Genomic DNA, 12,632 nt, shown 5'->3' with positions numbered 1-12,632 from the left:
CGGTCCCGCATCGATGCGAGCGGGTCCGGCAGCCAGCGGTCGCCAGGGCAGAGGTCACACGGCACTCTGCGTCAACCGGCAATCGAAAGAGAGTTATTCAGCCATGGCTGTAGTAACCATGAAGCAGCTGCTCGACAGCGGCACACACTTCGGACACCAGACCCGTCGCTGGAACCCGAAGATGAAGCGATTCATCTTCACCGACCGCAACGGCATCTACATCATCGACTTGCAGCAGACTCTGACCTTCATCGACAAGGCGTACGAGTTCGTCAAGGAAACCGTCGCTCACGGTGGCACGGTTCTGTTCGTCGGCACCAAGAAGCAGGCGCAGGAGTCCATCGCCGCCGAGGCGACCCGCGTGGGAATGCCCTACGTGAACCAGCGCTGGCTCGGTGGCATGCTCACCAACTTCCAGACGGTCCACAAGCGCCTTCTCCGCCTCAAGGAGCTCGAGGCGATGGAGCAGACCGGTGGCTTCGAGGGACGCACCAAGAAGGAAATCCTCATGCTCACGCGTGAGATGACCAAACTGGACCGCACCCTCGGTGGTATCCGTGACATGGCCAAGGTTCCCTCGGCCATCTGGATCGTCGACACCAACAAAGAGCACATCGCCGTCGGTGAGGCTCGCAAGCTGAAGATCCCGGTCATCGCGATCCTCGACACCAACTGCGATCCCGACGTCGTCGACTACCCGATCCCGGGCAACGACGATGCAATTCGTTCCGCAGCCCTGCTGACCAAGGTCGTCGCCTCTGCAGTGGCCGAGGGTGTCCAGGCTCGCGCGGGCCAGAACACCTCGACCGACGCGAAGCCCGAGGTCGGCGCAGGCGAGCCCCTCGCCGAGTGGGAGCTCGAGCAGCTCGCTCAGGCTTCGCCCGCTGCCGAGGCTACGCAGGAAGCAGCTGCCGAGGCTCCGGCCGAGACGCCTGCTGCGGAAGCACCTGCAACACAGGCTTGATCGAACGGGTCCTGGGCCGGGGGATACACCCCGCCCAGGGCCCTTCGCGCGTGACGACCCATACCCACAGCATTCGAGGAGGCTCGCTCAACATGGCGAACTACACCGCCGCTGACGTCAAGCGGCTCCGTGAGCTCACCGGCTCCGGAATGATGGACTGCAAGAACGCACTCGCCGAGACCGACGGAGATTTCGACAAGGCCGTCGAGCAGCTGCGCATCAAGGGCGCGAAGGACGTCGGCAAGCGCGCCGAGCGATCCACCGCCGAAGGCCTGGTCGTCGCCAAGGGTGGCGTCCTCGTCGAGATCAACTCCGAGACGGACTTCGTCGCAAAGAACGAGGAGTTCCAGGCGTTCGCGGATTCCGTCGCCGCTGTTGCCGCCGAAGGCAAGCCCGCCGACGTCGACGCGCTGAAGGCACTCGACTTGGACGGCAAGACCGTCGACACCGCCCTGCAGGAGCTCTCGGCCAAGATCGGTGAGAAGCTCGAGATCCGTCGCGTCGTGTCCTTCGACGGACCCGTGGCCACCTACCTGCACAAGCGCAGCGCAGATCTTCCCCCCGCCGTCGGCGTTCTCGTCGAGTACACCGGCGAGGGCGAAGCCGCAGCCGAGGCCGCTCGCGGCGCAGCCATGCAGGTTGCCGCACTCAAGGCCAAGTACGTCACGCGTGACGAGGTTCCCGAGGAGATCGTCGCGTCCGAGCGTCGTATCGCCGAGGAGACCGCACGCGAGGAAGGCAAGCCGGAGCAGGCTCTGCCGAAGATCATCGAAGGCCGTGTCAACGGATTCTTCAAGGACGTCGTGCTGACCGAGCAGTCCTCGGTCCAGGACTCCAAGAAGTCCGTGAAGGCCATCCTCGACGAGGCAGGCGTGACGCTGGTGCGTTTCGCACGCTTCGAGGTCGGGGCGAACTGATCGACTTCTCGTGAGTCGACGAAATCGGTCACCTGCGATGCCGCCCGCTCGACACACGTCGAGCGGGCGGCATCGTCCGTGTCGGGACCGGCGTGGCCGAGTGCCGACGCGTCGTGGGCGGTGTCGCCCGCGACGCTGCCGATAGGGCAGGATGAGACCGTAGGTGCTTCGAAGTGCCTTTTTCACCGTGCGCATTCGAGAAGGCGAGAACCGAGGAGAGCAATGACCGATCCCGCCACCGACCGCCCCGGATTCAAGCGAGTGATGCTGAAGCTGGGTGGTGAGATGTTCGGAGGAGGCCAGGTCGGCCTGGACCCGGATGTCGTCAACAACGTAGCCGAACAGATTGCCGAAGTGGTCTCCACGGGCGTCCAGGTAGCCGTCGTCATCGGCGGTGGAAACTTCTTCCGCGGAGCAGAGCTTCAGGTACGCGGTATGGATCGTTCGCGCTCCGATTACATGGGCATGCTGGGTACGGTCATGAACTGCCTCGCACTGCAGGATTTCCTGGAGAAGCAGGGCGTCGCGACCCGTGTGCAGACCGCGATCACCATGGGGCAGGTGGCGGAGCCGTACCTCCCGTTACGCGCACGGCGTCATCTCGAGAAGGGCCGAGTGGTCATTTTCGGTGCCGGGATGGGAATGCCGTACTTCTCCACCGACACCACGGCCGCTCAGCGTGCACTCGAGATCGGCGCGGAAGTGCTGCTCATGGCCAAGGCCGTCGACGGGGTGTACTCCGCCGACCCGAAGCTCGATCCCGAGGCAACGATGTACGACTCCATCACGCATCGGCAGGTGCTCGAGAAGGGACTGAAGGTCGCCGACGCCACCGCCTTCAGCCTGTGTATGGACAATCAGATGCCGATCATGGTGTTCAACCTGTTGACGCAGGGCAACATCGCGCGTGCGGTTGCAGGCGAGAGCATCGGTACTTTGGTCAAGTCGTGAACGACGTGACCGACGAACGAGGAGCCGGGATGCCGGCAAGAACTATGGAGGACAGACCGTGATCGACGAAGCGCTCTTCGACGCAGAAGAAAAGATGGAGAAGGCTGTCACCGTCGCCCGCGACGATCTGTCGGGCATCCGTACCGGCCGCGCGAATCCCGGCATGTTCAATCGCATCGTCGTCGAGTACTACGGGGCGCCCACCCCGATCACCCAGCTCGCGAGCATCAACGTCCCCGAGGCTCGGCTCGTCGTCATCAAGCCGTACGAGGCTGCTCAGCTCGGCCCCATCGAGACCGCGATCAGGAACTCCGACCTGGGCGTGAACCCCACCAACGACGGCAACCTGATCCGCATCGGGGTGCCCCAGTTGACGGAGGAACGACGCCGCGAGTTCGTCAAGCAGGCCAAGGGCAAGGGCGAGGACGCCAAGGTGTCCATCCGCAACGTCCGACGCAAGACCATGGAAGAGCTCAAGCGCATCCAGAAGGACGGCGAGGCAGGCGAGGACGAGGTCGTCAGGGCCGAGAACGAGCTCGACAAGACGACGTCGAAGTACACCGCCGCGATCGACGAGCTCGTCAAGCGTAAGGAAGCGGACTTGATGGAGGTCTGACCTTCCGCGCTGCGGAGGTCGGGTCCTCGCGGAACCGAAGTGGAACACGTGAAGCAAGGAGACAGCGTCGTGGCGGGTACGGAACGACCACTGGGGTCTGCCGCACCCGACCCGAACGGTACGGGCAGTGCAGCTGCCAAGTCGCCCGGCAAGGCCGGCCGTAATCTTCCCGCCGCCATCGGCGTCGGTGGTGGTCTGGGGATCTCGCTGATCCTGATCATGGTGTTCGCGCCGCGGGTGTGGATAGGAGTGGTCGCCGTCGCGCTGGCGGTCGCGACCTACGAGGTGTCCAAGCGTCTTCGTGAGGCGGGCATTCTGGTTCCGCGTATCCCGCTCATCGCCGGTGGTCAAGCGATCATCTGGTCCGGATGGCCGTGGGGTACGACGGGTGTGCTGAGTGCCACGGCGGCGACCGTGCTGGTGTGCATGGTCTGGCTGCTGCTGCAGCAGGGGCTTGGATCGGCACCGAAGAATTACCTGCGCGAACTCGCCGTCACCGTTCTCGTGGCCTGCTGGCTACCGCTTCTGGCTTCGTTCGCCGTGCTGATGGTGCTGGAAGAGAACGGTGCGGGACGGGTTCTGGTGTTCCTGATCGCGGTCGTCTGCTCCGACGTCGGCGGATATGTTGCCGGGGTGCTGTTCGGCAAGCACCCGATGGCCCCGGCGATCAGTCCCAAGAAGTCCTGGGAAGGTCTGGCCGGGTCGTTACTGTTCTGCGTGATCGGCAGCCTTCTGACGGTCACACTCATCCTCGACGCCAACTCCATGATCGGCGTTCTCCTCGGCGTCGTGCTCGTGGTGACGGGTACGCTCGGCGACCTCATCGAATCTCAGGTCAAGCGCGATCTCCGGATCAAGGACATGGGTACGCTGCTACCGGGTCACGGCGGCATCATGGATCGTCTGGACTCGTTGCTTCCGTCGGCTTTCGTAGCGTGGCTGGTGTTCGCGATCCTGCTGTGACGGATCCCCGCACCATCCCCAGCCCGAACATCTGGCACTGGCCGGAGATCTACGAGGCGGAGAATCTGGCGCAGGACGCCGACGGAAACATCCCACGGTATCTGCGTGCGGTGGTTCCTTGGGCCGGCCGCGTCGTGGTCGACGTCGGATGCGGAACAGGATTCCATCTGCCGGACTTCGCGGCCGACGCGAGTCGGGTCATCGGCGTCGAGCCGCACGAGCCACTCCGGGAGGCGGCTGCGACACGAGTGAGCGGCCTGCACAACGTCGAGGTGGTCGCGGGTCACGCGGAATCGTTACCGTTGCCGGACTCGTCCGTGGATCTGGTGCACGCCCGAACGGCCTACTTCTTCGGCGTCGGGGCGGGGCCGGGGATCACCGAAGCGCTGCGAGTGCTCACTCCGGGTGGAAGTCTCGTCGTGGTGGATCTCGACGTCTCGTCGTCGCCCTACGGAGACTGGATGCGCGCCGACCTGCCGAAGTACAACTGCAGCGCCGTGGAAGCATTCTTCGAGGCGCAAGGATTCGCGTTGACGCGTGTCGACACCCGGTGGAAGTTCTCGGATCGCCGGACGATGCGGGAGGTTCTGGGGATCGAGTTCACCCGACGCACAGCGGCCAGGGCTGCACGCAGCATCCCTGGCCTTGGCTTCGATGTCAGGTACCGGGTCCATGTCCGGCACAAACCTGCCGGCATCGAACTGGCCTGACCGTTCGGCTCACCCGGCGCGAACTCCGAAGATCTCGGCGGCGTCGCGAATTTTCAACGCTTTGGCGAGACGTGGAAGGTCGCTGCCGTCCTTCACTCGTGCTCCGTCGGCGCCGAGTGCGTCGACGACCTCGTCGGCCCAGGTCACGTCGGACGGCGACGGTGCGAGCTCACGGTTGACGGTAGGAGCCTGCTCGGCGTGCATGCACAGTTTGCCGGTCATGCCCATCGACACCGTCAGGGCCGAGTCGCGCGAGAGGATGCTCTCGTTCGCGGTAAGGGTGGGACCGTCGATCGGACCGGGGAGGCGTGCCGCTCGTGACGACACGACGAGCCTCGAACGTGGGTACGCCATGGCCAGGGGCTCGTCGCTCATTCCGGTGTCGCGCCGGAAGTCGCCGCTGCCGAACGCCAGCCGGAACGTGGAGTCCGCGCGCGCGATCTCGGGTGTTGCTTCGAGACCCATGGCGGATTCGACGAGTGCGAGGATGCGCGTTCCCTCGGCCAGGCGCGACGCGGTTGCCTCGACCTGGCTTCCGCTTTCGGTCTTGGCCAGCATGATGCCTGCGAGGCCCTTCAGGCCGGACAGGGCGGCGAGGTCGTCGGCCCAGAAGCTCGTGGTCGCGTCGTTCACTCGTACCCAGGCGGAGTTTCCGGCTTCCAGCCAGGAGACGACAGCGTCGCGGGCGGCGGGCTTCGCGCCGGGTGCCACGGCGTCCTCGATGTCGAGAATGACGGCATCGACTTCGGACTCGGCGGCTGCGGTGAACGTGTCGGGTTTGGTGGCGGGTACCAACAGCCACGAGCGTGCACGCTCGGGCGCGACGCCAGACGTCACGGGTGTCTCCATGAAAGTGGTCACAAAAGGCTCCTTGTGGTGAAATCGGGCACTACCAGCATTATCGATTCAGTTCGACTACGCCAGCTTGTGTGCATACTGTTCACCGGTTCGATCCGTTATTTGCGTTTTGCCGCACGCCGAATCTGAAGAATTCGGACTCCGCCCGCCAGGGCCATCACGAGGGCACCGGCAATCGCGGCCAGCAACATACTCACGCCGAGCGGAAGCTCGAACGTCCACACGAATATTTCCACAGGCACGGCGTCGAGATTCTGCAAGATGAATATGAGAAGGATCACCAGTACGATCGCGCCGACCACCAGGCCGGTCCACGTAGCTGCGGCTTTGGTGTGCGCGATACCGTCCGGCGCCGTCCCGACGGCAGGTCTCGTGTCGCGAACGGCCTCCGGATCGGGTGCGCTGTGCTGGTCCGAATCCGGCGTCGTGATCGCCGACGAACCCGAGTCCTCGTACGGTGCCGACGCGTCCGGAAACGAGCCGTCGTTGCGATCTCCTGCTGGTGTGGACATTGTTCGATCCTTTCGTACGCGAGGCGGGAATGCACGCGTATCTGCTGTCGATTCGGTTACCCCTCCGCATCGAGCTGGAAACGGACGGCGGCGACGGTGAACCGTGCTGAATAGGCGTCGGTGCGCAGGAGTGGGACACTGGAGGCACTATGAGTGACTCCGCTTCCGTTTCCGACGCACACGCTGCTACCGGGACTGCTCCCTCGCCGGACTCGGCCGAGGGCACGTCCACACCGACGAGGGCCGCGCTTCCGCTGGTGTTCGCGGATCGGAAGCGTGGAATGCCTGCGCGTCACCTGGCGGATCTCGATCGTGACGGCCTCAAGGACGCGGTGAAGGCACTCGGATTGCCTGCATTCCGTGCCGACCAGTTGGCCAGGCACTACTACAGCCGCCTCGAAGCGGACACGAGCAAGATGACGGACCTTCCCGCCGCTGTGCGTGAGAAGGTCGGCGCCGACCTGTTCCCCACACTGTTGACGCCGATCAAACACCTGGCGTGCGACGACGGCGACACACGCAAAACGCTGTGGAAGGCGAACGACGGCACCCTGCTCGAGAGTGTCCTGATGCGGTACCCGGACCGCGCGACACTGTGCATCTCCAGTCAGGCGGGCTGCGGAATGGCGTGCCCGTTCTGCGCAACGGGACAGGGTGGTCTCGACCGCAACCTGACCACAGCCGAGATCGTGGACCAGGTGCGTTCGGCGGCGGCGGATCTGCGTGACGGCGTGGTCGCCGGTGGCGAAGGCCGACTGTCCAACGTGGTGTTCATGGGTATGGGCGAGCCTCTCGCGAACTACAAGCGCGTCGTCGCAGCCGTCCGCAAGATCGTCTCGCCCGCGCCGGACGGGCTCGGTCTGTCCCAGCGGTCGGTGACCGTGTCGACCGTCGGACTGGCGCCGGCGATCCGCAAGCTCGCCGACGAGGGGTTGTCGGTGACCCTCGCAGTGTCGCTCCACACTCCCGACGACGAGCTACGCGACACCTTGGTGCCGGTGAACAATCGGTGGTCCGTGGCCGAGGTCCTGTCGGCGGCTCGCTACTACGCAGACCGAACCGGTCGCCGTGTGTCGATCGAGTACGCGATGATCAAGAACGTCAACGACCAGCCGTGGCGGGCCGACATGCTCGGCAAGAAGCTGCACAAGGCACTGGGTTCGCGAGTGCACGTCAACCTGATTCCGCTCAACCCGACGCCGGGCAGCGAGTGGGACGCGAGCCCGAAGGACGTCGAGCGTGAATTCGTGCGACGAGTCATCGCCCAAGGTGTGTCCTGCACGGTCCGCGATACTCGCGGGCAGGAAATCGCCGCTGCGTGCGGGCAGCTCGCTGCCGAGAACTAGGCGCGCTGCTTCCCGAAAACGCGAATGCCCGGTACGACTTCGAGTCGTACCGGGCATTCGACGTAAGTAGGAAGACCTGCGACGAAGGAAGACCTGGGAAGTTCGTCAGCGAGGCTTGCGGCGCACGATCACGTCGCGCACCACGATGCCGACCAGCGCGATCGCGAAGCCGATGAGCCACAGGTCCTCGACCAGGCCCGTGTGGTTGCCGTGAATCATGAACAGCAGCATGGCCGCAACGACGATCGCCGCGATGCGCATGGCTTTGCCGGACTCACCGCTCCATCCCCACTCGGCGGATGGGACCTCGGCGATGTCCTCGTGGGTGTACTCGACCGGGTCGTACGAAGCGGGGTTCAGCTCGGTTTGTGCCACCGGTCGATCCTCTCGGGTCATGTCTCACGCCGTCGGCAGGCGCGCTCGTCTTCGTCAATATTTGCATACGACCGTCCGTCGTAGCCACCAGGGTCCGTATCCTCGGCGCGGCGGCGCGATTGCTGGAAGACTCGACTTTCGTGACTTCGGAACGACTGTCCCACTCCCGTGTGCCCTACCCGCGCGACATGGTCGGTTACGGCGCGCATCCTCCTGATCCGCGGTGGCCGGGTGGGGCACGGATCGCCGTTCAGTTCGTGCTCAACTACGAAGAAGGGTCCGAGAACAACGTTCTGGACGGTGATACGGCATCGGAGACCTTTCTGTCCGAGATGATCGGAGCTCAGGCGTTTCCCAACCGGCACATGAGTATGGAGTCGTTGTACGAGTACGGATCTCGTGCCGGCGTATGGCGAGTGCTTCGTGTGTTCGAGCGTCGCGGACTGCCGTTGACCGTGTTCGCCGTCGCCCGTGCGATGCAGCGCAATCCGGACGCGGTGGCCGCCTTCGTCGAACAAGGGCACGAAATCGCGAGTCACGGATTGCGCTGGATCGGTTATCAACTGATCGACGAGCACGTCGAGCGTGAACACATGGCCGAAGCCATGGAGATCTTGACCGAGCTGACGGGATCGGCTCCGCTCGGGTGGTACACCGGCCGCGACTCACCCAACACCCGGTCGCTCGTCGTCGAGCACGGAGGATTTCTGTACGACTCGGATTCCTACGCCGACGACCTGCCGTATTGGGCCCGGGTGGATCGCGGGTCGGACACCGTGGACCACCTCGTCGTCCCGTACACGCTCGACACCAACGACATGCGTTTCTCGTCGCCCGGTGGATTCTCGACGGGGGAGGAGTTCTTCGCGCACCTCCGCGATGCGTTCGACGTTCTGTATGCCGAGGGTGAAGCCGGTTCACCGAAGATGCTGTCGGTGGGGTTGCACTGCCGACTCGTCGGACGTCCGGCCCGCATCAGGGCGCTGGAGCGTTTCCTCGACCACGTCCAGTCGCACGAGAAGGTGTGGATCGCTCGACGTGTCGACATCGCCCGGCACTGGATCGCCGAGCACCCTCCCGCGGCGCACGGGTGGACGTGAGGGAACAGACGGTGCGGGCGACGACCACCGCCCAGGCAGAGACCAGCACCACGTAGAGGACGACGGCCACGGCGTCGACAGCTGCGGAGCCGAGAGCGCCGCCGAGCGCGGTCGCGCCGGTGACGCACGTTCCGATCGGGAACGTGAACGACCACCAGCTCATGGAGAAGCTTGGTTCACGACGCAGGGAGCGCATTGTCACGGCCGCGGCGAGGGCGAACACGAACACTCCGAAGCCGCCCATCACCAGCCCGTGGACAATCCCGAACACCCGTAGACCTGTGGCGATCGTCGCGTCGTCGCCCGTGAACACCAGCGCTGCGTCGTTGCCGAGAAGCACTGCCGCCGTGACGGATTGGCCCACGATCCCGAGGGTGATCCATATCGTGGGGGCGGCCTGAGCAGCGGGTGCACCGCGGTGGAGCAGACGCCCGTACACCAGGGCCACGGTCAGCATGCCGACGACGAGCGAAAGCCCGAACAGCGCGTAACACCCGACGAGCATGGCCGACCGCCCCTGGCCGGGTGCGACGTGCGGGAGTAGTAACGCGCCGGTGGACGCGGACACCATCGGAGGAACGACGGGGATCAACCACGCTGGTAGAGCAGCCACGTCGGTGTGGTCGTGCGTGGTGATCATGAGGTACGGAACAGTCACGCTGGCGAGGACCCCGAGCACGGTCCCGGCCGTCCACAACGTCGCGAAGACGGCCATCGCCGTCGCGTTGCCCAGAATGTCGCCGCCGAGAAGTTCCGCGCCCGCACCGACAGTGAGCAGAGCCATCGGGGGAGCGCCGTAGAACTGCACCGTCACCGGATTCGCCGCGTGAGCCAGGGCGTGCACGCGGTGCACGGTCCAGTGGACGGCCAGCGCGACCGTCAGCGCGATCATGACGAACGCAGCCGAGGCCCACACGATCGTCGCGAACACCCGCAGCCCGACGAACTGGACGGGGAGCGTCGCCGCCGCGGTGGCGACGATGCCCGTCCCCATCACCGTGGTGAACAGATTCGGGGTGACGTCTCGGAATATCGCGGTGGGGGCGCCGGAACCTCGTCGGGTGGCGGGTACGTTCGCGAGGAGCATCGTGGTCATGACACTCACGGTGCCCGGCCGTGGGCGGCGACGGTAGACGTCGATTGCCTATCGCGTCCAAACCTCGGCTTATGACTCGGTGGCCGCTATGGCGATGGTCACCAACGTCGACGACGGCTCGTTCGGGCGGGTTCCCGTGGGCCACACGGCACGGAGGGAGCGGCGCAGATCCAGCCCGTCCGTGCGGACGCGGACCAGCGTGCCTGCCGCCAGCTCGGCGGACACGGCGAGTGAACTGAGCACTGCGGGCGCCATTCCGCCCCCGACCGCGGCCTTGATCGCCGTGGTGGACGACACTTCGAGCAACGGCGGGGCCGAGTCGGTGCTCTCGAGCGCTCGTTCGAGGGCGCGGCGGGTGCCCGAGCCGGGTTCTCTGGTGACCAACGGCGTCGACGCCAGTTCTCGTGCGGTGATCGAGCGGCCCACCCACTCGTGGCCCGGGGCGACGACCACGACCAGCTCGTCGTGCGCGATGTCGCAGTGCTCGAGTCCGTTGGGCACGTCGGGGCTCTCGACGAAACCGATGTCCGCGCGGCCGGCGAGAACGGCGGCGGAGACATCGGCGGAATTGCCCGACGACAGCGACGGCGTGACCGACGGCTCCTGAGCGCGCAGCGTGATCAGCCATCGGGGGACGAGGTACTCGGCGATCGTGAGGCTGGCCGCGACTCTCACGTGGCTGTTCCGGTCGGTCCGAAGTGATTCGATGGACGTCGCGAGGCGCGCGGCTTCGACGACGACGCGCTCGGCCCAGCTCGCCACCAGTTCTCCGGTCGCGGTGAGGGTGGCGCCGCGGGGCGTCCGTTCGAGGAGTGGCACGCCCACTCGTCGCTCCAGAGCTGCCAGCCGCGAGCTGGCGGCCGGTTGAGACATTCCATGGGCCTCCCCGGCGCGTCCGATGCTGCCGAGTTCTGCCACGGACAACAGCAGTTCGTAGCTGATCAGATCGGTCACAAGGGTCGGCAACGGCACGGTGTCAGCTTAGGGACGGCACACGCATAGCGAACTCTCAGACACGATCAGGAACAATGGACGAGTGCCAGAGCCACTGCGAGTCGAAGATTCACCGTCGGGCAGACCCAAGAGGGTGCTGTTGCTGGGTAGTACCGGATCGATCGGGACCCAGGCGCTCGACGTCATCGCGGCCAACCCCGACAAGTTCGAGGTGGTGGGGCTTGCGGCCGGGGGCGGAAACATCGACGTGCTGCGTCGGCAGATCGACGCCACGGGCGTCGACTCCGTCGCGGTGGCGAACCCCACGGCCGGCGCCGAGCTGAACCTGCCGGACATTCTCACGGGCGACCGAGCTGTGACAGACCTCGTGGAATCGGTGCAGGCAGACATCGTGCTGAACGCGCTGGTGGGGTCGCGCGGCCTCGAACCGACCCTGGCCGCTCTGAAGTCGGGTGCAACGCTCGCCCTCGCCAACAAGGAATCACTGGTGGCGGGCGGCTCGCTGGTGACGTCCGCGGCCGCTCCCGGCCAGATCGTGCCCGTCGACTCCGAGCATTCCGCGCTGGCTCAATGTCTGCGCGGAGGCCGCGCGGCGGAAGTGGATCGCCTGATCCTCACCGCCTCGGGTGGCCCGTTCCGGGGATGGTCCGAGGTGGAACTGAAATCGGTGACGCCGGAGCAAGCCGCTGCACACCCGACGTGGTCGATGGGGCCGATGAACACCCTCAACTCGGCAACGCTGGTCAACAAGGGGCTCGAACTCATCGAGACCCATCTGTTGTTCGACATTCCGTACGACCGCATCGACGTGACGGTTCACCGGCAGTCCATCGTCCATTCGATGGTCACGTTCTTCGACGGGTCGACGATCGCTCAGGCCAGCCCGCCGGACATGCGCCTGCCCATCGCGCTCGCCCTCGGATGGCCCGACCGCGTGCGGGACGCGGCTCGAGCGATCGATTTCACCACGTCGTTCACGTGGGATTTCGAGCCACTCGACGACCGGGTGTTTCCCGCGGTTCAACTCGCCCGCGAAGCCGGGGTGCTCGGTGGGTGCATGACGGCGGTCTACAACGCGTCCAATGAAGTTGCTGCCGAAGCATTCCTGGCGGGACGGATCGATTTCCCGCAGATCGTGGAGACGGTCGGACAGGTACTCGACGCAGGCACCGGGCAGTGGACCTCCGAACCCACCAGCGTCGGTGACGTCCTCGCTGCAGATTCGTGGGCCCGCGCCCACGCCCGCGAACTCCTGAACCAGAAGGACTGA

13 protein-coding genes and 1 pseudogene are annotated in these 12,632 nt (G+C 65.4%); 9 read left to right on the top strand and 5 right to left on the bottom strand.

What is annotated here, in order from left to right:
• Positions 1-103 precede the first annotated feature (103 nt).
• The 6 genes from rpsB (at position 104) to BH95_RS06945 (ending at position 5,121) form a co-directional block, all read left to right on the top strand.
• Positions 104-964, top strand: coding sequence for a 30S ribosomal protein S2 (rpsB, locus tag BH95_RS06970; RefSeq protein ID WP_019664244.1), 861 nt, complete (start codon positions 104-106; stop codon positions 962-964).
• A gap of 92 nt (positions 965-1,056) precedes the next feature.
• Positions 1,057-1,881, top strand: a complete 825-nt coding sequence (gene tsf, locus BH95_RS06965; RefSeq protein WP_019664243.1) for a translation elongation factor Ts — start codon at positions 1,057-1,059, stop codon at positions 1,879-1,881.
• Positions 1,882-2,103: 222 nt separating this feature from the next.
• Complete coding sequence (gene pyrH, locus BH95_RS06960; RefSeq protein WP_019664242.1) at positions 2,104-2,832, top strand: UMP kinase; 729 nt, start codon at positions 2,104-2,106, stop codon at positions 2,830-2,832.
• A 58-nt stretch (positions 2,833-2,890) separates the two neighbouring features.
• Positions 2,891-3,448, top strand: coding sequence for a ribosome recycling factor (gene frr / locus BH95_RS06955; protein WP_019664241.1), 558 nt, complete (start codon positions 2,891-2,893; stop codon positions 3,446-3,448).
• Between the two features lie 90 nt (positions 3,449-3,538).
• Positions 3,539-4,411, top strand: a complete 873-nt coding sequence (locus tag BH95_RS06950; protein ID WP_051104842.1) for a phosphatidate cytidylyltransferase — start codon at positions 3,539-3,541, stop codon at positions 4,409-4,411.
• Positions 4,408-5,121, top strand: coding sequence for a class I SAM-dependent methyltransferase (locus tag BH95_RS06945; protein ID WP_019664239.1), 714 nt, complete (start codon positions 4,408-4,410; stop codon positions 5,119-5,121). Before BH95_RS06950 ends, BH95_RS06945 begins: the two co-directional genes overlap by 4 nt.
• Positions 5,122-5,130: 9 nt before the next feature.
• On the opposite strand, the gene BH95_RS06940 is transcribed toward BH95_RS06945, so the two are convergent.
• Both BH95_RS06940 and BH95_RS06935 read right to left on the bottom strand, forming a co-directional pair.
• Entirely contained in the window at positions 5,131-5,970 is an 840-nt protein-coding gene (locus BH95_RS06940) for an HpcH/HpaI aldolase/citrate lyase family protein (RefSeq protein WP_020110286.1), read from the bottom strand.
• A 107-nt stretch (positions 5,971-6,077) separates the two neighbouring features.
• On the bottom strand, positions 6,078-6,491 hold the full coding sequence (locus tag BH95_RS06935) for a LapA family protein (RefSeq protein WP_019664237.1): 414 nt from the start codon (positions 6,489-6,491) through the stop codon (positions 6,078-6,080).
• Between the two features lie 281 nt (positions 6,492-6,772).
• Between BH95_RS06935 and rlmN the strand changes: the two genes are divergently transcribed.
• Positions 6,773-7,837 carry a 23S rRNA (adenine(2503)-C(2))-methyltransferase RlmN gene (rlmN, locus tag BH95_RS06925; RefSeq protein ID WP_051104840.1) on the top strand — a complete coding sequence of 355 codons (1,065 nt, stop codon included), beginning with the start codon at positions 6,773-6,775 and terminating at the stop codon, positions 7,835-7,837.
• Positions 7,838-7,942: 105 nt separating this feature from the next.
• On the opposite strand, the gene BH95_RS06920 is transcribed toward rlmN, so the two are convergent.
• Entirely contained in the window at positions 7,943-8,212 is a 270-nt protein-coding gene (locus BH95_RS06920) for a DUF2631 domain-containing protein (protein ID WP_019664234.1), read from the bottom strand.
• A 188-nt stretch (positions 8,213-8,400) separates the two neighbouring features.
• Between BH95_RS06920 and puuE the strand changes: the two genes are divergently transcribed.
• Positions 8,401-9,312 carry an allantoinase PuuE gene (gene puuE, locus BH95_RS06915; protein WP_020110283.1) on the top strand — a complete coding sequence of 304 codons (912 nt, stop codon included), beginning with the start codon at positions 8,401-8,403 and terminating at the stop codon, positions 9,310-9,312.
• A gap of 19 nt (positions 9,313-9,331) precedes the next feature.
• On the opposite strand, the pseudogene BH95_RS28200 reads toward puuE, so the two are convergent.
• Together BH95_RS28200 and BH95_RS06905 are read right to left on the bottom strand one after the other, a co-directional pair.
• Positions 9,332-10,399: pseudogene (locus tag BH95_RS28200) on the bottom strand (TDT family transporter); the annotation flags it as partial.
• A gap of 78 nt (positions 10,400-10,477) precedes the next feature.
• A complete protein-coding gene (locus BH95_RS06905) occupies positions 10,478-11,380 on the bottom strand; it encodes a LysR family transcriptional regulator (protein WP_230594233.1) in 903 nt (300 codons plus the stop codon).
• A gap of 64 nt (positions 11,381-11,444) precedes the next feature.
• Here BH95_RS06905 and dxr point away from each other — a divergent pair, with 64 nt between their 5' ends.
• On the top strand, positions 11,445-12,632 hold the full coding sequence (gene dxr, locus BH95_RS06900; protein ID WP_371828075.1) for a 1-deoxy-D-xylulose-5-phosphate reductoisomerase: 1,188 nt from the start codon (positions 11,445-11,447) through the stop codon (positions 12,630-12,632).

The sequence above is a fragment of the Rhodococcoides fascians A44A genome (genome assembly GCF_000760735.1).
Taxonomy (GTDB): domain Bacteria; phylum Actinomycetota; class Actinomycetes; order Mycobacteriales; family Mycobacteriaceae; genus Rhodococcoides; species Rhodococcoides fascians_E.
The sequence above is the reverse complement of the archived record's forward strand: the minus strand, read 5'-3'. Positions and strand labels throughout refer to the sequence as shown.

What these genes read in the sequence shown, in the direction of transcription:
- rpsB (WP_019664244.1), top strand. Translation starts at nt 104, where the DNA reads ATGGCTGTAGTAACCATGAAGCAGCTGCTCGACAGCGGCACACACTTC.
- tsf (WP_019664243.1), top strand. Translation starts at nt 1,057, where the DNA reads ATGGCGAACTACACCGCCGCTGACGTCAAGCGGCTCCGTGAGCTCACC.
- pyrH (WP_019664242.1), top strand. Translation starts at nt 2,104, where the DNA reads ATGACCGATCCCGCCACCGACCGCCCCGGATTCAAGCGAGTGATGCTG.
- rlmN (WP_051104840.1), top strand. Translation starts at nt 6,773, where the DNA reads ATGCCTGCGCGTCACCTGGCGGATCTCGATCGTGACGGCCTCAAGGAC.
- BH95_RS06935 (WP_019664237.1), bottom strand. Translation starts at nt 6,491, where the DNA reads ATGTCCACACCAGCAGGAGATCGCAACGACGGCTCGTTTCCGGACGCG.
- puuE (WP_020110283.1), top strand. Translation starts at nt 8,401, where the DNA reads ATGGTCGGTTACGGCGCGCATCCTCCTGATCCGCGGTGGCCGGGTGGG.
- BH95_RS06940 (WP_020110286.1), bottom strand. Translation starts at nt 5,970, where the DNA reads ATGGAGACACCCGTGACGTCTGGCGTCGCGCCCGAGCGTGCACGCTCG.